This window comes from Streptomyces sp. NPDC043746 (genome assembly GCF_056436485.1).
In genome coordinates this window covers 33,196-51,867 of sequence record NZ_JBWKCM010000006.1, presented here as the reverse complement: position 1 = coordinate 51,867, position 18,672 = coordinate 33,196, and the positions used below count along the sequence as shown (strand labels likewise).

General features: G+C 72.7%; 16 protein-coding genes. 9 read left to right on the top strand and 7 right to left on the bottom strand.

Annotated elements, in window-relative coordinates:
• Positions 1-49: 49 nt before the first annotated feature.
• The 3 genes from AC0682_RS08910 to AC0682_RS08900 are packed head-to-tail and all read right to left on the bottom strand — an operon-like array spanning position 50 to position 3,870.
• Entirely contained in the window at positions 50-544 is a 495-nt protein-coding gene (locus AC0682_RS08910; RefSeq protein WP_478531816.1) for an adenylyl-sulfate kinase, read from the bottom strand.
• Between the two features lie 16 nt (positions 545-560).
• Positions 561-2,213 carry an FAD-dependent monooxygenase gene (locus tag AC0682_RS08905; protein WP_478531815.1) on the bottom strand — a complete coding sequence of 551 codons (1,653 nt, stop codon included), beginning with the start codon at positions 2,211-2,213 and terminating at the stop codon, positions 561-563.
• 16 nt (positions 2,214-2,229) lie between these two features.
• A complete protein-coding gene (locus AC0682_RS08900) occupies positions 2,230-3,870 on the bottom strand; it encodes a carbamoyltransferase family protein (RefSeq protein WP_478531814.1) in 1,641 nt (546 codons plus the stop codon).
• A 644-nt stretch (positions 3,871-4,514) separates the two neighbouring features.
• Here AC0682_RS08900 and AC0682_RS08895 point away from each other — a divergent pair.
• The 9 genes from AC0682_RS08895 to AC0682_RS08855 all read left to right on the top strand — a co-directional run bounded on the left by AC0682_RS08895 (position 4,515) and on the right by AC0682_RS08855 (position 13,580).
• Positions 4,515-5,855, top strand: coding sequence for an alkaline phosphatase family protein (locus tag AC0682_RS08895; RefSeq protein ID WP_478531813.1), 1,341 nt, complete (start codon positions 4,515-4,517; stop codon positions 5,853-5,855).
• Between the two features lie 81 nt (positions 5,856-5,936).
• Positions 5,937-6,290 (top strand): hypothetical protein, encoded by a 354-nt coding sequence (locus tag AC0682_RS08890; protein ID WP_478531812.1) that lies wholly within the window; start codon positions 5,937-5,939, stop codon positions 6,288-6,290.
• Positions 6,287-7,726, top strand: a complete 1,440-nt coding sequence (locus tag AC0682_RS08885) for a hypothetical protein (RefSeq protein WP_478531810.1) — start codon at positions 6,287-6,289, stop codon at positions 7,724-7,726. The genes AC0682_RS08890 and AC0682_RS08885 overlap by 4 nt, the downstream gene beginning before the upstream one ends.
• Positions 7,723-8,931, top strand: a complete 1,209-nt coding sequence (locus tag AC0682_RS08880; RefSeq protein ID WP_478531808.1) for a cytochrome P450 — start codon at positions 7,723-7,725, stop codon at positions 8,929-8,931. The genes AC0682_RS08885 and AC0682_RS08880 overlap by 4 nt, the downstream gene beginning before the upstream one ends.
• Positions 8,928-9,680: a 4'-phosphopantetheinyl transferase family protein gene (locus AC0682_RS08875; RefSeq protein ID WP_478531807.1), complete on the top strand. Its 753-nt coding sequence runs from the start codon at positions 8,928-8,930 to the stop codon at positions 9,678-9,680. Before AC0682_RS08880 ends, AC0682_RS08875 begins: the two co-directional genes overlap by 4 nt.
• 92 nt (positions 9,681-9,772) lie before the next feature.
• Positions 9,773-11,284: an aldehyde dehydrogenase family protein gene (locus AC0682_RS08870; RefSeq protein WP_478531806.1), complete on the top strand. Its 1,512-nt coding sequence runs from the start codon at positions 9,773-9,775 to the stop codon at positions 11,282-11,284.
• 43 nt (positions 11,285-11,327) lie between these two features.
• A complete protein-coding gene (locus AC0682_RS08865) occupies positions 11,328-12,167 on the top strand; it encodes an LLM class flavin-dependent oxidoreductase (RefSeq protein WP_478531805.1) in 840 nt (279 codons plus the stop codon).
• A 61-nt stretch (positions 12,168-12,228) separates the two neighbouring features.
• Positions 12,229-12,993, top strand: coding sequence for a phytanoyl-CoA dioxygenase family protein (locus tag AC0682_RS08860; RefSeq protein ID WP_478531804.1), 765 nt, complete (start codon positions 12,229-12,231; stop codon positions 12,991-12,993).
• The gene (locus AC0682_RS08855; protein ID WP_478531803.1) at positions 12,990-13,580 is read left to right on the top strand and encodes a hypothetical protein; all 591 of its coding nucleotides are present in this window, start codon (positions 12,990-12,992) and stop codon (positions 13,578-13,580) included. Before AC0682_RS08860 ends, AC0682_RS08855 begins: the two co-directional genes overlap by 4 nt.
• A gap of 45 nt (positions 13,581-13,625) precedes the next feature.
• Here the strand turns inward: AC0682_RS08855 and AC0682_RS08850 are convergent, their stop codons facing one another.
• From AC0682_RS08850 to AC0682_RS08835, 4 genes are all read right to left on the bottom strand, one after another.
• The gene (locus AC0682_RS08850; RefSeq protein WP_478531802.1) at positions 13,626-14,735 is read right to left on the bottom strand and encodes a DUF4346 domain-containing protein; all 1,110 of its coding nucleotides are present in this window, start codon (positions 14,733-14,735) and stop codon (positions 13,626-13,628) included.
• Positions 14,722-16,563 (bottom strand): B12-binding domain-containing radical SAM protein, encoded by a 1,842-nt coding sequence (locus AC0682_RS08845; RefSeq protein ID WP_478531801.1) that lies wholly within the window; start codon positions 16,561-16,563, stop codon positions 14,722-14,724. Before AC0682_RS08845 ends, AC0682_RS08850 begins: the two co-directional genes overlap by 14 nt.
• Positions 16,564-16,663: 100 nt before the next feature.
• Positions 16,664-16,948, bottom strand: coding sequence for an acyl carrier protein (locus AC0682_RS08840; RefSeq protein ID WP_478531800.1), 285 nt, complete (start codon positions 16,946-16,948; stop codon positions 16,664-16,666).
• A gap of 32 nt (positions 16,949-16,980) precedes the next feature.
• Positions 16,981-18,519, bottom strand: coding sequence for an alkaline phosphatase family protein (locus AC0682_RS08835; RefSeq protein WP_478531798.1), 1,539 nt, complete (start codon positions 18,517-18,519; stop codon positions 16,981-16,983).
• Positions 18,520-18,672 lie beyond the last annotated feature (153 nt).

The following is an 18,672-nucleotide window of genomic DNA, read 5'->3' as shown; positions in this document are numbered from 1 at the left end:
AGCCACGGGGACCACCGGCCGGAACGAGCCACACCGCACCCCTCCCCCTTCACGCGAGTTCGCACCGCTCCAGCAGGTTCATCAGGTCCCTCACCGACTCCTCGGTGCTCTGCCGGTAGGCAGGAAGGGTGAGGTCGCACCGGTCCGACGCCCTGTGCGGGTCCTCGGCGTCCTCGGTCCCGGCGGCGAGGTGCACCTCCAGGCAGAGGGTGGCCGACCGGAGGTGGCGACGTCGGACGGCGTCCGTCTGTGTCGCGTCGGCGGTGGTCACCGGCACCAGGGCGAGGACGCCGTTGCGGGCCAGTACCTCGGCGACCAGGCCGACGTGCCGGACATCGGCGGCACACCGCGTGCGGCCGGGTTCGGGGCCGGGGCCGGACAGGGCGGGCTGATCGTCCCGGTCCAGCACGTGCACACGCCGGCCGACCGCCTCCAGGCGTCGGGCGAGTCCCGTCACCACGTTCGTCTTGCCCGCGCCCGGCGCTCCGGTGAGCCACAGGGTGGCACCGGGCCGGCAGGTGCAGAAGGAGCGGGGGGATGCCATGGGTCACTCCGGAGTGTCAGCGATGAGGGTGCGGCGCGGGCCGGGAGCGGGCGGCGATGCCGCGCACCGCCGATGCCAGCCCACGGTGGCGCCGGGCATCGGGCACGGGTTCGGCCGACTCGGTGCGCCAGGCCACGAAGCCGTCGGGGCGGACCAGCACGGCGCCTCGGGGCCCCGTACCGCAGGACCGGGCGAAGTCGGCGGGCTGGGCGGGGTCGGCCAGGACGGTGTGGGCGGCCACCGGGACACCGAGCTCGGCCGCCACCCCGGCGGCCGTGCGCGCCCACCGGCCGTCGGTGGCGAGCAGGGTGAGGCGGGGGCCGTCCGGGCCCGGCGCGCACAGGTCGAGGGTGGAGACCGGCGCCGCCCCCGCTGCGTGCGCGAGCCGTACCGGCACGTGCGGCAGCCGGGTGCCGGGCGCTCCCGACAGGTCGAAGGCGGGCGGAAAGGCTCCGCCGGGCTCCGCCTCCGAGCCGGGCACGGCCGTTGAGCGATAGCGGTAGCCCATGATGATGAGGCGGGGGTCGCAGGGGACCGCGCCGTCGAGCCGTTCGGGGGGCACCCCGTCGAGGAGGAGGGTCTGCTGGGCGGTGGCGGAGCCGACCGGCCGCCGTTCGGTGTCATAGGTGTCCAGGAGGCCGGGGGCCGCCCAGCCGCGCAGGACGGCCGCGATCTTCCAGGCCAGGTTGTGGGCGTCCTGCATCCCCATGTTCGAGCCGTAGCCACCGGCAGGGGGGTGCAGGTGCGCGGAGTCCCCGACGAGGAAGACGGGTCCGCGGCGGTACCGTTCGGCGACCTTGTGCCGTGCCTGCCAGCGCAGGGTCCCGGTGGCCTCCACGGCGACCGACGGGTCGCCGATCGCGGCGCGCACCAGGCTCAGGCACCGGTCCGGGTCCGGCGGGCCCTCGCCGACGGCCCGGCTCTCCACGGCGGCCGCCCAGCTGTGTGCCCCTCCCAGTTGCATCACCGCCCCGCTGAACTCCGGGTTCTCGATCATGCTCATGAAGAACCGGCGCCCCTTCACCAGGTGGCGGAGGTCCGCACGGAAGAAGATGCTGGTGCGGGAGGCCACCGTGCCCAGCCCCGTGGCGGCGATGCCCACCCGCTCCGCGATCGTGCCGTGGGCCCCGTCGGCGGCGATCAGGTACCGGGCGCCGAGCGTGTCCGTCCCCCCGTCCGGGCGGCGCACCCGGGCCCGCACCTCGTCCTCGCGGACCGTCAGCCCGACGAGTTCGTGTCCGAAGCGCACGTCCGCGCCCTCCCGTAGAGCGGCCTCTCTCAGCAGCGGCTCCATGCGGTCCTGGCCACACCAGTAGGGCGGGCAGGGGCCGGGGACCGCGAGCTCCTCCGCGCCGGTCTCCAGCACCTCGGCACCGTCCAGCTCGCTGAGCGAGCGGACGGCGACGACCGTGCGGGGCAGGACCCGCTCGGGCTGGGTCTCGACGCGCGGGTCGTGGCCCGTGACGACCTCGAAACCGGCCTCGGCGAGCGCGTCCTGGAGTCCCGCCTCGCGCAGCAGCTCGGCGGTGCGCCGGGTGACGTGGGTGGCTCGGGGCAGGGTGGACGTGGAGGCCCTGCGGTCGACGAGGACGACCGGGACGCCGACGCGTGCCAGGAAGACGGCGGACGACAGCCCCGCCGGTCCGCCGCCGACGACCAGTACGGACATGGGGCAGCCCCTCCGCTCAGCCCTTGCTCACCAGTTGGTCGCCGACGACGAGGTGGTCCAGGTTCATGGACGCGAAGGCCGCGAGAGCTTCCTCGGGGGTCTCGACGATGGGCTGACCGGCGACGTTGAAGGAGGTGTTGAGGATCACCGGACACCCGGTGATCCGCTCGAACTCACCCAACAGGCGGTGGACGGCCGGGTTCTGGCGCTGTTCCAGCGTCTGGTGCCGGGCCGTGCCGTCCACGTGGGTGGCGGAGGGGATGGCATCCGGCCGGGTCACCTTCGTGACGATGAGCATGTAGGGGGAGGGCTGGTCGAGGTCGAAGAAGTCCGCGCTGCGCTCGGCGCGGATGACCGGGGCGTAGGGGCGGAACCACTCGCGGAACTTGACGTGGTCGTTGAGGTGGTCGCGTACCGAGGCGGGAAAGGGAGCGGCGAAGATGCTGCGGTGGCCCAGTGCCCGGGGCCCGAACTCGCTGCGCCCGTCCCACCAGCCGACGATCCTGCCGTCCGCCAGCAGCCCGGCGACCGTCTGTGGCAGGTCCTGGGGGCTCCGGGCGGGGAGCCCGGAGGCGGCGACGGCCCGCTGGGCCCGGTCGCGCGGGTAGGCAGGCCCCAGGTAGGCGTCGCGCAGAGCCGGCAGGCGGTCCAGGGGAACGCCTTCGAGTTCGTGCAGTCCGTAGTAGGCGCAGCCGAGGCTGACGCCGTTGTCGCCTGCGGCGGGGACCACGAAGATCCGCTCGAAGGGGGTCTCCTTCAGGATGCGGCCGTTGGCGACGCTGTTGAGGGCCACTCCCCCGGCCAGGCACAGGTCGGTCAGTCCGGTCCGCTCGTGCAGGGCCCGGGCACAGTGCACCAGGGCACGTTCCAGCACGTCCTGGGCCGCCCGGGCGATCGCCGCCTTCGTGTCGAAGTCGGCGTTCCTGGCGAGCCGGGACAGGACGTGTGCGCACTTGCTCGCCGAGATGCTGATCCCGCCTCCGGGCAACAGCGTCACCAGCTCCGACAGTTCGTCGACGAAGCGCTCGTCGCCGTAAGGGGCGAGCCCCATCGTCTTGCCGTCCTCGCTGACCGGGAACGAGGTCTTGGGCCCCGTGTAGGCGAGCCCTATGGCGATGCTCGCCGTGCGGTAGAAGTGGCCGAGCGAGTTGTCGGTCTCGCCGGGCTGGTAGTAGGCACTCTCCGAGCCCGCGTCCACCAGGTGGGTGCCGCTGACGCGGTCGAGCAGCCGGATCCCTCTCCCGTCGGCCACGTACGAGCTGATGGTCTCGGCCTCGCGGACACCGGAACCGGCCTTGTCGCCTGTGGTCAGGCTGCCGGAGTTGTCGCACACCAGCACGGCGGCCCGACTCATGCCCGAGGCGCCGAACGCGCTGTAGGCGTGGGCGAGGTGGTGGTTGATCACCCGCACCCGGCGGCGGAAGGAATGGTAGAAGGGGCGCGGCACCAGTTCGCAGGCGACCACGTGCTCCACGTCGGCCCCGGTGGTACCCAGCTGCTCCAGGCACGCGCGGCGGCTGGCGCCGGCCAGCAGGTCCGCGCCCAGACCGTACTTGCTGCGCATCAGGCGTTCCTCGTCGACCGCGACGAGACGCTCGCCGTCGGTGGCGCACGCCGCCCAGTCATGACCTGATCCGCCGAGGCCCAGCACGGACATGGCGCGTCCTTTCCTTGGAGGGAGACCGATCCCCTTGGCGGACATCGATCGACACATGCCGCAGCCCTGGCCCGGTGTGAGGGAACGGACGGCGAAGTGCCGCGCACGGCGGGGGCACGCGTGCCCCGCGCCTCGGCGAACGAGCTGAAGCGGAACGGGGGCGGGAGGCGCTCTGAGAAGCGACAGACGTCGTAACGGATCTCTGAGGAGCAGGAGTTCAGGAAACCGGAGCGGTGGGCAACTCTAGCCAACCGGCCGCGCGCACTGTCAAGGACGGGGCGCTCCTGCACGGCCGGTTGTCCGAAACGCCATCACCACCCGGCCGTGTTCGCGTTCCGTCACACTCCGGCGGGGGCACCGGACCCACAGGTGGTGCGCGGCGCCGCACCACGGGTCCGCACACCGCCCGGCGCGTGGCCTGCCGCAGCTTTCGGTCATCGTCGGCCGGAGACGGGCGGGAGAGAACCCGAGCATGTACGGTCGCACTTGTGCTGGGGGACGCTCTTCCACGTCCCGCGATCGCGCCCGTCCCATCGGCGTGACCCCCCGCGTCCCGCGGACACCTCCGCCGGAACGCGGCGCACCACCGACATCCCGTACATGGCATGCCTGTATCCCCGGACCGCCGGACGAGGGAGTGCTGGGTGGCAAAGCAGCGACGCACGATCGTCATCATCACGGAGGGCGCGGCGCCCGCCCTGCTGGATCGCTGGTGTGCCTCCGGCCTCCTGCCGGGATACGCCCGGCTCCGAACCGAGGGTTCCCACGGAGCGCTCCGCGCAGAGGGAACTCCCTACGAGCCTCCGGGGCTGTTGAGTGTCCTCACCGGTCAACGCGCCGCCGACCACGGGTTCTTCTCCTACTGGACGTGTCACGACCCCGAATACGTGCCGCAGGTGCTGGGCTCCGCCGACCGCCGGCATCCGCTGCTGTGGCAGCAGGATTCCTTCGCGGGTCTGCGCTTCGCGTCCATCGGCCTGTTCGGCACCCACCCCGTCGAGCCCATGGACGGGGCGGTGATCAGCTATCCGATGCACGCGACCCTGCACGCCTGCCACCCCCGCGACCTCCAGCGCCGGCTGGCCCGGCAGGGCATCCGCCCGGTGCACGACGTCTCGATCTTCTGGACCGGCCAGCCCCGCGAGCAACTGCTGCCGCGGCTGCTGGAGGCGGACCGCCACCGGGGCAGGGCGGCCCTCGCTCTGCTCCCCGAGTCGAACGTGGTGATCGTCAACCTCACCAGCATCGACCGCACCTCGCACATCTACTGGCAGGAACTGGAGCACGGTCCCGAACACGAGCAGGAGAGCGCGGTGTTCGCCGCGTACCGCACCTGCGACCAGATCATCCAGGACGCCCTCGCGCTGGCCGACGACCACACGGACGTCCTGGCGTTCTCCGAGATCGGATTCGGGCCGCTGCGCGACTACTGCTCCGTCAACGACGATCTCGAACGGGCAGGTCTGCTGGCCAGGACCCCGGACGGGCAGATCGACCGGGCCCGCACGACGGCCTTCGAGGCGGTGCAGGGCACCCACGGGGTGAACATCAACGTCCGCGACCGCTACAAGCACGGCACGGTCCGCGAGCAGGACTACGAGCGGGTGCGCGCCGAGGTCGGCGCGGCGCTCGGGGAGATCCTCAACCCCCGGACGGGCCACCTCCTCCTCGACGCGGTGCACACCCGTGAAGAGGTGTACCCGGGCACCGCCACGGCCGGTGCCCCCGATCTGGTCATGGAGCCGGCGGACTGGCGCTACCTGCCGCTGGGCGACCCCCGCTGGGCCACGCATGTGCACCGGACCTGGCAGAGCGGCTGGCACCGCCGGGAGTCGTACTGGGCGGGGCTCGGCCCCGGCTTCGCCGCCGGCCACACCGACGCGGCCGCGGCCTCGCCGGTGGACATCCCGGTCACCCTGAGCCGACTGCACGGACGTGCCACCCCAGGGAGCTGGCCGGGCCGCGCCCTCGCGACAGCCGCCTGACCTCGCCCTTCCACCACCGCCTGCCCCTGACTTCCCGTACTCCCTCCCCGTCCGCACTCTCACACTCTGTGGAGGTCCTCCGTGCCCGAGGTACGTGCACCCGAACGACGGCGCGAACAGCGCAGGTCCGTGACCGAGCCGGGCACGGAGGCGAACCGGCGCGAGCTGGCCGGGGCCGCCCGGTTCACCGAGTGGCGGCCCGCCACGGCGGACGCGCTCTCCTGGGAGGGGACCCCGGAGCAGGCTCCCGCCGAGCTGCTGAGCGCGGCGCTGCTGGAGGGGCTGCTCGGCCACCCCTGGGACCACGGCTTCCCCCGGTACGCGTGGCACCGGGACGGCGACATCGTCCAGGAGTTCCGGCTGACCGGGCGGGCGCCCGGCGAGTACACCGGCTACACCCTGCACCCGAGCGAATGGCCGGAGGGCATCGCGTGACGACACTTCCCGACCTGTCGCTCAGCTGGAAGTGGCAGCCGCCGCCCGCCGGGACCGAGGGCGAGACCGGCGCCACCTGGGCCGAATTCGAGATGTCCGTCGGTGGCCTTCCGCCGCTGACGACGGTGGAGGACCCGCGGGCGGGCACCCTACGGCCGTACACGGTGGGCTCGCTCTACCCGCTCGCCGAGTGGATCGCCTTCAACTGGTGGTCGCTGCTGGCCGACGCGCGTCCCGGCACCCAGATCTCGCAGCTGCGGTTCGCCTACCGCAACGGCGTCGGCGACCCCCGCGGCTCCTGGTGGTCGCGGTCCCGGCGGCACATCCTGCGCGCCGCCTGCGACGGCTTCCGCTGGCCCGACGTGCTGTTCGTCCCCGAGGGCCACCAGACGCGGATCGTGTGGATGCCCGACGGGGGCCCGGACCCGCGCGGGGGCACCCGCTTCACCGGCCGGGGCAACACCGTCGTCGGCAGCGCCTCCCTCGCCGAGACGCTGCGCGGCTTCGTCGACGCCGTCGTCGCCCGGCTGGTCGAACGCGAGGTCGAGGGCACACCTCTGCAACAGGAGTGGGCCGCGATCGGGGCGACCGGGGAGGAGGAGGCGGAGTTCTGCCGCTGCGCCGCCCGCCTGGGACTCGATCCGTACACGGAGTCCGCCCCCTACGCACCGGCCATCGCCCGGGCCCGCGGGGAACTGCCCGAGGTGATGGGCCTCGACTTCTTCAACTCCGTCAGCCCGGACCGGATCGCCGACCAGCTCCAGTGGATCGAGCGGGCCCGCCGGGTGGCCGGTGACGCGCCGCCCGGCCGTCCCCTGGACCCGGCGATCGCGGAGCTGCGGGAGGTCTGCGCGGACGTGAGGGAGCTGTTCTACGACCCCGACCGCCTTGAGAACCCCTGGCACCTGGGGTACGAGCTGGCCCACCGGGTCCGTGCCTGGGCCGGAGTGGCGGACACCGAGCGCTTCGACCCGGACGCCCTGCTCACGTACTACACGGAGCCGGTGCCGTACGTCGACCGCGGGCTCGTGGCGTACGGCAGCCGGAACGCGGCGGCCGGCCCGGCCCTCGTCTCCAGCCGCCGCTACACCGAGCGCCCCCGGCGGTTCCTCCAGGCGCGCGCCCTGTGCCACTTCCTCTTCGACGAGGACGAGAACTTCCTCATCGTCGCCTCGCACACGCACCGCCAGCACCTGGCCCGGGGCTTCGCACTGGAGGTCCTGGCGCCCGCCCAGGGCATCGCCACCCTGCTGGGTCGGCCGACGGGCCTGGTGACCGCCGAGGACGTGGAGCAGATCGCCGAGGACTACGGCGCCGGCACCATCGTGGTGGAGCACCAGCTCGACAACCGGGTGCTGGCCCAGGACTTCCCCTTCGAGCCGGTGGCGCCCTCCGTGCGCAGGGCCGGGGCCTACCCGCGAGGGTCGGGCCGGTGAGCACGTCGGCGGACGACGTGTTCCCCTATCCAGCGGGGCCGGACGGCACCGTCCCGCCCCGGTACGGGCGGCTGCTCGCCGAGGAGCCCGTCTCCCGGGTACGCCTGGCCGACGGGGGCGAGCTGTATCTCGTCACCCGGCACAGCGACGTGCGGACCGTCCTGACCGACCCGGTCTTCAGCCGGTACGCGGCGGCGGTACTGCCCGGCAAGGGCTTCGGCCGGGGGCAGGGCGCCGGGATCGTCGACCTCGACCCGCCGCAGCACACCGTGCTCCGCACGCCGGTCGTCTCGGCGTTCGGCCCGGCCCGGGTGGCACGCCTGCGCCCGCGCGTCGAGGCGATCGCGGGCGAGCTGCTGTCCGGGCTGGGCGGCGAGACGGGCCCGGTGGACCTCGTGCGGTCCTACACCGCGCCGTTCGCGGGCCGCGTCATCGTCGAGCTGCTGGGATTCGAGGGGGAGCGATGGCAGGGCGTCACCGGTGACGTCGAGGCGCTGCTGATGTCCGGGGATGCCGAGAACCCGCGGGCCGCTGCCTGCCGGGACCGGCTGCAGGACGCCTTCACCACGCTGCTGAAGGCGCGTGACCGGGAACCGGGCGACGACGTCGCCACCGTGCTGCTCGGCCACGACGACCCCGCGGCCGGTGGCGGAGCGCTCACCGGGACCCAGCGGATCACGCTCCTGCACGGACTCGTCATCTCCGGCTACATCGGTATCCGTGACCTGCTGGCACGCCACCTGTACGGGGTGCTCGCCCGGCCGGGGGTCCGGGACCGGCTGGTGGCACGGCCCGAGCTGGTGCCCGGCGCCGTCGAGGAGTTGCTGCGCTTCTACCCGTCCAGCAACGACGGCCTGCTGCGGCTGGCCACCCGGGACGTGGAGCTGTCCGGGCACACCGTGCCGGCGGGCAGCCCGGTGCTCCCCCTGGTCTCGGCGGCCTGCCGCGACCCGCGTCTCGTGGAGCGGCCCGACGAGCTGCTGGTGGACCGTGCCCCGACGCCGACGCTCGCCTTCGGCGCCGGGCCTCACCAGTGCCCGGCGGCCGACCTCGCCAGAGTCCAGCTGGCCACCGGCATCGGGCGGCTGCTCGCCGCCCACCCCGGTGTCCGCCTGGCGGTCCCGGCGGCGGACGTCGAGCACACCTCCCAGCTGCTGCCGCTCGGCATCGCCGAGCTGCCCGTCCTCCTCCACTCCCCGGCATGAGCGCCGCGCCCGCCCACGTACGCCTGTGGTGCGTGTCCACTCAGGCCACGGCACCGGTGACGGCACACGCCCGGGAGCTGCTGCCGGTCCAGGACCGCGAGCGGATGGCCCGGCTCCGGGCGGCCGCGGACCGGGACCGGTTCGCGCTCAGCCATGCCGTTCTGGCCCGCTGTCTGGGCTCGCTGACCGGGGTCGCCCCGACCGCGCTGCGCTTCGCCCAAGGCGGTGACGGCAAGCCCGAGCTGGTCGGGCGGGGGTCCGGTGCCCGGCCCGCCTTCAGCCTCTCGCACACGGCGGGGCTGACCCTGCTCGCGGTGACGTGGGGCAGCGCGGTGGGGGCCGACGTGGAGCGGGTGCGGCCGGTAGCCGCGGCGAAGATCGCGCGGCGGTACTTCCCTGCCGAGGAGGCGGCGGCGGTGGCGGCCCGCCCCGCGTCCACCGCGCCGGAGCTCTTCTTCCGGCTGTGGGTACGCAAGGAGGCCGGCGTCAAGGCGTGGGGCGGGCGACTCGTCCAGGGGCTGCGCACACCCGTCTGCCCGACGGCCCACGGGCGGCCCGGCGACTTCACCACCCTGGGCGCCGACGGGCGCTCCTGGCGGGTGCGGGACCTGCCCGGGGTGGCGGGGCCCTACCTCGCGGCGGTGGCGGTGGCCGGGGAGGAGGCACGGGGGCGGATCGAGGTGCGCACGCTGACCGTGGAGGAGTTCCTCCGGCGGGGGCCGTCCGCCGGCCGTGCCCTTCGCGAGTGACCTGCCCGGCGCGCCGTGCGGGCGGCAGCCCGGCGGCGGGCCGGGTGAGCCGGACCCGGCGACCATGACCGACCTGGAGTCAGGAGGGCCCGATGGGCGAGCACTTCCCGAGGTACGTGGACGGCCGGCCGGCACCGGCAGCGGACGGTGCGACCTTCCGGTCGTTCGAGCCGGCGACCCGGCGCCACCTCACCGACGTGCCGCGCTGCGGCGAGAGTGACGTACGCGCGGCCGTAGCCGCGGCGCGCCGTGCGTTCGACGAAGGCCCGTGGCCCCGGATGGAGCCCCACGAGCGGGCCGCCGTACTGCGGCGGGTCGCCGAACGCCTCACCGAGGAGTCCGGGCGCCTGGCCGAACTGGAGGTGCGCGACAACGGCACGACGCTGCGCAAGGCGCTGGGTGCGGACGTGCCCGGCGCCCGCGCGGCCTTCGCCTGGAGCGCCTGGTGGGCCGAGCAGCTGCCCGACCGGCTGGCCCAGGGGCACGGTGTGGCGGACGCGCGGTATCTGCGCTGGCATCCGCTGGGCGTGGTGGCCGCGATCGTCCCCTGGAACCTGCCGCTGCTGCTGTCCTCGTGGCGCGTCGCGCCCGCCATCGCGGCGGGCAACACCTGTGTGATCAAGCCTGCTTCGTTCACCTCGGTCACCGCGCTCGAACTGGTCCGGCTGCTGCACGAGTGCGGGCTGCCGCCCGGGGTGGTGAACGTGGTCACCGGGCCCGGCGGCACGACCGGTGACAGTCTGGTACGGGCCCCCGGTGTGGACCTGGTGGCCTTCACGGGCTCGGACGCGGTGGGCGAGAGCATCCGGCTCGGCTCCTCGGGCACAGGAGCCGCGCCCCGGCTGGACCTGGGCGGCAAGTCGCCGAACGTGGTGCTCCGGGATGCCGACCTCGATCGGGCTGCCGCGGGGGTGGCCTGGAGCATCTTCCTGCACAACGGGCAGGTCTGCATGGCCGGTTCACGCGCGGTGGTCCACACGGCGGTGTACGAGGACTTCGTGGAGCGGGTGCGCGGACTGGCCGGGCGGCTGCGCCTGGGCGACCCGCTGAGCCTGGAGACGGATCTCGGCCCGCTGGTCTCGCGCCACCAGGCCCGCACCGCCCAGCACTTCGTCCGCGTCGGGGTGTCGCAGGGGGCGGAGGTGGTGTGCGGCGGGGGCCCTCCTGACGCCGACGTGCTGCCTGAGGGGCTGGACCCGGGCGCGTTCTTCCTGCCGACCGTCCTCAGTCACGTCGACCCCGGCAGCACGGTGGCCCAGCAGGAGATCTTCGGCCCCGTCCTGTCGGTGATCAGAGCAGACGACGACGCGGAGGCCGTGCGCATCGCCAACGGGACGCGGTACGGGCTGAGCGCCGGGGTCTGGTCGGCCGACGCGGAGCACGCGCGCTCGGTGGCGGAGGCCCTGCGTGCCGAGCAGGTGTGGGTGAACGACTACCGGCTGGTCGACCTCGAACTCCCGCCCGAGAGCACGACCACGGCCGATGCCGTCTGGACGCGGCTGACCTGCGAACTCGACGGCTACCGCCGCCGCCAGTGCGTCGCCGACGTCTCCTACGGCCGGGCGGCGCACGCCGTGACCCCCTACGGGCTGCTGGGGCTGTGACGGTGCCCGCCCCGCCTCTCCTCCTGCGCTGCGGAGTCCTTCCATGAAGATCGGTATCGCGTTCCCCAACACCGTCCCCGGCGCCTCCGGGAAGCTCCAGGTCGACTGGGCCGTCCGCGCCGAGAGCCGGGGCTTCTCCACCGTCGCCGCGACCCAGCGCCTGTGCTACCCGGGGCACGAGCCGCTGGCGGTGCTGGCCGCCGCCGCCGCGGTGACCTCGCGGATCACGCTGGCGACCAACATCCTGGTGGCTCCCCTCACCACGACGGCGGTGCTCGCCAAGGAGGCGGCGACGGTGTCCTCGCTCGCGGGCGGCCGGTTCCTGCTGGGGCTCGGCCCCGGCGTGCGGGCGGACGACTTCGAGGCGGCGCGGCGCGACTTCGCGTCCCGGGGCGCTGCCTTCGACCGGCAGTTGGCGGAGCTGGCCCGGCTGCGCGAGCACCACGACCCGGGCACACTCCCCGGCCCCGTACCGCCGTTGCTCGTCGGAGGGCTCAGCCCCGCCGCGGTACGGCGCACCGTGCGCTGGGCGGAGGGCTGGACCGCGCCGGGGCTGGCACCCGACCGGATCGCGCCGACCGCCGAGCTGGTGCGCGAGGCCTGGACGGCCGCGGGCAGGGAGGGCGGACCGCGCCTGGTCGCGCTCTCCCGGTTCTGGCTGGGCGAGGAGGTGGCGTCCGAGGCCGCCGCTTTCGTGCGGGAGTACTTCGGCGTCCTCGGCCGCGAGGCGGACGCCTTCGTGGCCAGTACCCCCTGTACCCCGGAGCAGGTGCGTGATCAGGTCGCGGCACTGTCCGCCGCCGGTTTCGACGAGGTGGTGTTCCATCCGACGGCGGCCCACCTGTCCCAAGTGGACCGGCTGGCCGACGTCCTGATTTCCTGAACGGCTTTCACCGGCTGCTGTCCTTCTTACGCCCCGTAGCACGCGCTGATAAAATCTCCTCATGTATGCGACCGTGACAGGAAGCAAGCAGAAGGCCTTGAAGGATCTTCAAGAATTCGGTTATTGCATTCTTGACTCCCCCTTGTCCAAGCAGCGGTTCAAGCTGCTCAGCGCCCGTCTCACCGAGGTTGCGGCACAGGAGCGCGAGGACGGCACCGCCTTTCTCTACGACGGCGGAAACCAGCGGGTCTTCAGCCTTCTCAACAAGGGCGAAGAGTTCGAGCACTGCGTGCAGGAGCCGTCGGTCCTCGCCGTGATGGAGGAAGTGCTGGGCTTCAATTTCCTGCTCTCCAGCACCCACGCGAACATCGCGGGCCCCGGTGGCTCCCCGATGAACGTGCACGCCGACCAGACGTTCGCCCGGCCGCCCTGGCCCCCCTACGCGCTCGTGGCCAACAGCATGTGGATGCTCGACGACTTCACGGCGGAGAACGGCGCGACCCGTGTGGTGCCGGGCAGCCATCTCCTGGGGCGTCAGCCGGACTACGACCGGGGCGAGGGGGATGTCGAGACGGTTCCGGTCTGTGGCCCGGCCGGCAGTGTCATGATCTTCGACGGGCGGCTCTGGCACCAGACCGGGGCCAATGTGACCGGGCGGGCGCGGCACGGCATCCTCAACTACTACTGCCGCGGTTACGTGCGTCAGCAGCAGAACTTCTTCAACGGCCTGAAGCCGGAGGTCGTCGAGCGCAGCGGGCCCAGGATGCGCAGGCTGCTGGGGTTCGAGAACTACTTCGCGCTCGGGCTCGCGGACGGACTGTCGTGAGCACCACCCCCTTCGACACCCGCCAGGTGCTGCGGGCCCCGGGGCCGCGGCCCGTGCTCAGCCTCGTGGTGGCCGACCCGGCGGGTGTCGTCGGCGGCCCGCTGCTGCGGGAGTTCGCCCCGGAGCTGAGCGTGTCCAGGGTCGGGCCCGGAGCTTCCCTGGCTCCCCCGGCGACCACGGTCCCCGCCCTGCCCTGGGCGCTGCTCGTGCTGGCGGACGGGGCTCCGGGGGCGGGCGCCGCCGTCCTGGCCCGCGCCGTGCGCGCGGCGCGGACCGGGCCGCCGCCGGTTCATCTGCTGCTCGGCGCCGGGCCGTTCCGGGGGCCGACCGGACACCACGGGTTCACCACGGAGGCCGTGCTCGGGGACGTGGACGCCCCCCTGCCCTGCCCGGTCACGGTGCTGCTCTCGGAGGAGCTGCCGTCGGGCGGGCGCACGGGGTTCCCGGGCATCGCCGCCTCCTGGCTGCGGCTCTCCCCGGACGCGTTCACTGTGCGGCTGCTGGGTCCCGGCGCCTTCGGCCCGGGTCCGGACGGCACCGTCACCGCGCGGATCGTCAAGGAGGAGCTACGCGTCTCGCCCGCGTGAGGCCCCGCTCTCCCCCGGACCCTCGTGGGCGCGCCCTCGGAACGGTCAGGCGGCGAAGGTGCCGTACAGCTCCAGGGGGCTGGAGCGGCGCAGATCGATGTCGGGGGGCAGGTCCAGGCCCAGCTCCTCCTCCAGCACGATGGCCAGCTCGATCATGCGGGCGGAGTCCACGGAGAGCTGAACGCCCAGCGGCACGTGCGGGTCCAGCTCCGTGCCCTGCGCCCCCAGGCCGTCGACGACGGCGGAGAGGAACTCCGCCAGGCTCAGCCGGTGCTTCGGCGGTTCGCTGATGGCCCGTACCTCCCTTCGTGCGGGGACCGGCCGCACCAGGCGCACCGAGGCTCTCGGGGCGCGCAGGGGCAGGTCCTGGTCGTATTCGAGCCCCAGCCGCAGAGCGGTCTCGGCCTTGGTCAGCTCACCGCCGAGGTAGCCGGCGTGCGAGGGCTCATGGATCACCCGGGCGTTCAGCAGGCCGAGCAGCATGGACTCGGCCCGTGTTCCGGTCATCTCGTGCCGGGGCGTGAGGTCGTTGTCGTAGTGGCGCAGGACGATGAGCCGGGCCCGCCGGTCGAGGCTGATGACCACGAAGCCGTTCAGCGAGCCGCTGATGCCGGACCGCCGCCCGCCCGCCCGCAATCTCCTGAAGCCGTTCTGGTCGCCGTGCGCGGGCTGCGGCGGCCGTGCGGCGGCCCGCTCCCGGCCGGCCGGGCCCACGCCGGCGTGCTCGGGCGGGCTCAGCTTGGCCACCAGCTCGCGCAGCACCGAGGGATCGCACTCCCCCACCGCGTCCACCAGCTCCACCCGTGAACGCACCCGCTCCACATCGGCCAGCGAGACGGTGGGCAGCACCGGGAGGTAGCCCGCGGCGCCCCGGATGCGCCGGCAGTCGGCGTCCACGCCGCGGCGGAAGAGGGCCAGGAGGCTCTGCCCCGCATGGAAGCGCGGCGAGTCGCGGCCGCAGACGAGCAGGGTCCGGATCGCGGGCCGGCGCGCCAGGGTGCGCACCAGCTCCTCGATGCCGAGGTTGGCGGTCATCAGCGTCCCCACCAGGGCCACGCCCGGCAGTTCCGAGAGCGGCTCCAGCAGCTCCCGGCTGCTGAGGCTGCACACCGCGATCCGCTCTCCCCCGGCGGCCGGAGGTTCACCAGGTGGCACCGGACCCCTCCCCGGTGTAGTTGCGGGGCAGGCCGCCCGGAAGGACGGGCGGCAGGGTGGAGCTGATCTCCGTGACCCTGGCCCCCAGCCTGGCCAGCCGCTTGCCCACCCGCAGCTGCTCCGAGCGCAGCCGGTCGAGCCGGTCACGGAAGTACTCCTCCACCTCGACGACCTGACGGGCCTGCTTCTCGGTGTCGAGGGCGTCGTTCATCACGGCATCCAGATTCGCCATGAAGAAGTTGTAGTTGAACTGGCCCATCTCCTGGCGCACTTCGTGGACGATGTCCTTGAAGTCCTCCATCACCTCGTTGACGCCGGGGAGCGGCGCGAAGCGGCGTTGCAGCCGCGAGATGAAGGTCTGGAGCACGACGTTGTACGTCTCGAACTCGAAGACCGCCGACTGATCGGTGATCACCCCGTGGCGGTGGTAGTCCTCGTTGTTGTAGAGCTGGGCGAAGTGCCTGGCGAGCCTGCCGACCCGTTCGTCGGCGAACTCGTAGCCGTAGGGGTCCAGATCCTCCTTGTACGTCGGCGACAGCAGCCCGTCGCCGTCCATACGGCGGGCGATGGAGGTGCCGGGGTAGATCTCCAGCCGTTCGGTCATCCGGCGCAGGTTGTGCCCGGCGTTGTCCCGCAGGAATTGCGCGTTGGCGATGAGCGTCTCCACGGTGGCGTACGGGTGGAAGGGGAGGAAGCCCATCGCCAGGTAGATGCCGTGCTCGCGGAGCATGCGGATGATGGTGACGTTGTCCTCGACCGTGGCGCGCTTCTCCCACAGCAGCAGTTCCTCGGCCGTGCCGGACTCGATGCCGACGTTGACCTTCTCCAGGCCGGAGCGGGTGAGCAGGTCGAGCAGGGCGTGGTCCTCGGGGGTGTCGCGCCAGTTCTCCGCCCGCATGCAGACGTTGTAGTAGATGTCGAGACCCCGGTCGAGGAGGCCCTGGGCTATCGCGCCCGCCCGTTTCTTGCCGACCCGGCCGCCGTCGGGGTCCTCGAAGGTGGAGTCGACGAAGTCGAAGGTACGGAACTGGTGGCGCTCGACGATCTGCGCCACCTCCTCCACGATCTGCTCCGGTCCGCGCCCGCGCCACGCCTTCCCCGCCTGCACCCGGTTCTTCAGATGCGGGGCCGAGCAGAAGGTGCAGTTGGCGACGCAGCCCCGGCTGGTGCTGACCCGTACGTACTCCAGCTTGTCGCCGTGCTGGCTGAGCTGGTCCCTGGCGGGGAAGGGCAGCGCCTCCAGGTCGTGGACCAGGGGGCGTGCGGGGTTCTGCCGCAGCTTGCCGTCGGCGTCGCGATAGCAGATCCCGGGGCAGTCGGCGAGGGGTTCGCGCAGATACAGCCGCTGGGCCAGGTCGAGGATGATGGGTTCGCCCTCGCCGACCGCGACGATGTCCGCGTAGGGGTTGTTGCGCAGGACGTCGAGGCCGGCGAAGGTCCCGGCCGGGCCGCCGCAGGCGATCGGGGTTTCGGGGCATGCCTCGCGCAGTCGGCGGCAGAAGCTGAGGCAGCTGGTCAGGTTGAGGCTCATCAGGGTGAAGCACACCAGGTCGGGCTGGTAGTCGCGCAGATGGTCGATGACGGAGGCGTGCGCCTCCTCGCCGTGCTCCACCTCGCGGATCTCGGCGGTGAAGCCCACGGCACGCAGGACGCTCGTCATGTACGCCACCCCGAGGTGCTCCGGGGACATCACGAGGTCGCCGTCCAGCAGGATCAGAAAACTGACCTTGAAGGACGCTGGATCGGTGATGCGGGGATCCAGGGCCAGCTCGAACTCGCCTGGCTTCTTCCGGGCTGTCGCCCGTTCGATGGTGATGTCTTCGATCATCGGCCCTCCTCGGGGGCGGCGCCCGCTCCGTCCCGGCCGGCGCCGCGCTCGAGGGCGAGCCGGGTCTCCCGAGGCTCGGGCGGCGACGGGCGTGAGCTGCTCAACCGGTCTGTTCGGCCAGGGGCTCGTCCTGCTTCATCCGGCTCCTGACGTAGTCGGCGAGGAGGCCGAGGTCGTCGATGAGCTTGATCGACAGGTCCTCGTCCGCGATCTCCACGCCGAACTCGCTCTCCACCCAGATGAGAAACTCGATGGTGTTGATGGAGTCCAGCCCCAACGCCTCCACAAGCCCCTGATCGGGAACGTCGGACGGCTCGATCGACAGTTCCAGGGAGTCCACCAGTACCTTGCGCAGCCGGGCCTTGATCGCCTCGGTCTCCTCCATGAACGTCTTCCCTTCCTCGGTGTCGCGGCGACTCAGAGGTATCCCATCTCACGGAGTCGGCTGCTCGTGTAGTCGTCCTCGTCCGCGGCCTCCGCCGCCGGCCCGGCCTCGGGCACCGACTCGTTGCGGGCCGTCACCCGGGGATCGAGGGCGGGGACCGGGTGGTCCTCGGTGAAGATCTCCGTGCGGGGGTTCCCGTCGATGTCCGTGGGCCAGGAGGCCCCCAGGTCCATCAGCAGGGTGGGCAGAGCGTCCACGAGGGGCACCGTGCCCGGGATGCGCCCGGGGCGCACCCGCGGTGAGCGCTGCGCCCAGATGCCCTGGTGCCGGTGGAGGCCCGTCTGGGCGCTGGGTGCCCAGAGTTCGCCGGTGAGGTCGGTGACCGGCAGGACGGACTCGTCGGCGGGCACCATGAGCAGGTCGGGGGCGCGGCCCCGGTGCTGTCCCGGATAGGCCTGGGCGCTGGGCAGGACGGCCTGGAACACCGGTTGGCCGGTGGGTCCTTCGAGGCCGCCGAGGAGGTCGGCGACCTCTGCCGTGACGCGGTCGCGGTCCCTCGGGGCTACCGTGCCCCGGGCCTGCCTCGCCCGGAGGTTGAGGTTGAGCCCGTAGCTTCCGGGGACCGGCATGTAGACCGCGGTGCGGGCGAAGTCGACGCGCCGGCCGCCGCCGACGAACCAACTGGCCTCGCCGGCCGCGGGCGCGTCGCCCGGCTCGGTCGCCAGCAGGCCGGCCTCCTCCAGCAGCCGGTGCACGGCCAGGGCATGACTGCCCCGGCCGAGGCCGTGGTCGGAGACGAGCGTGACCACCGTGTCCTCGTCCACCAGGGAGAGCAGTTCACCGACCGCGGTGTCGACGGCCTGGTAGGCCCGGGTGTTGGCCCGGTCCCAGCCGGAGCCCGCAGGGGCCTGCTCGTGGCGGGGGTGCCCGGTGTCCTCGTAGTGCCAGTAGTGGTGTCCGACGCGGTCCACCTCGGTGAGGACCACCATGACCACGTCGGTGGGCCGGGTGTCCATGAGGTGGCGTACGGAGCGGGTCCGGGCCTCGACGTTGCGTTCGGCCTGCTCCAGATAGCCCATGTCGCCGCGGAACATGGTGGCGAGATCGGACTGGAAATGGGCCTTGGCCGCCGCCAGTTCACGCAGCAGCGAGTCGGGGCGGCAGTGCCGCAGGGTGCGTTCGAGCGGCCAGGTGATCTGGTAGCCGGGCAGGTCGGCCGGTGGGTGGGACATCGGGATGTTGACCAGTCCGAGGGTGTACTCCTGCGCCGCCAGCCAGTCCCAGGCGTTGGTACGCCCCAGGTCGTCGGCCCGTGTCAGCCGTGCCCGGTAGGCGGGGTCCTGGGTGTCGTAGAACTGGTAGATGCCGTGGTTGCCGGGGTGGCCCGCGGTGACGAAGGTGCTCCATCCCGGGGCTGTGTGGGCCGGCCAGGTGCAGGTCGTCCTGCTACTGGCCGAGGACCGCAGCAAGCGGTCGATGTTGGGCAGCAGCCCACGAGCCGCCAGGGGATCGATGACATCGAATGTCCCCCCGTCTATACCGATGACGAGGGCGCGCGGTGAAGGTGGCATCAGTGTCTCCAACCGTGGACAACACCTGCGGCGGAAGGCGGCGCTAACACGGCCGTCGGCGATCCGGGCGACCGTATCACCGAACAAATATCCACCTCAACGGAATCAACGATTCGGATCTTGACACTGTCCAGAACAGGCACCTCACCTCTG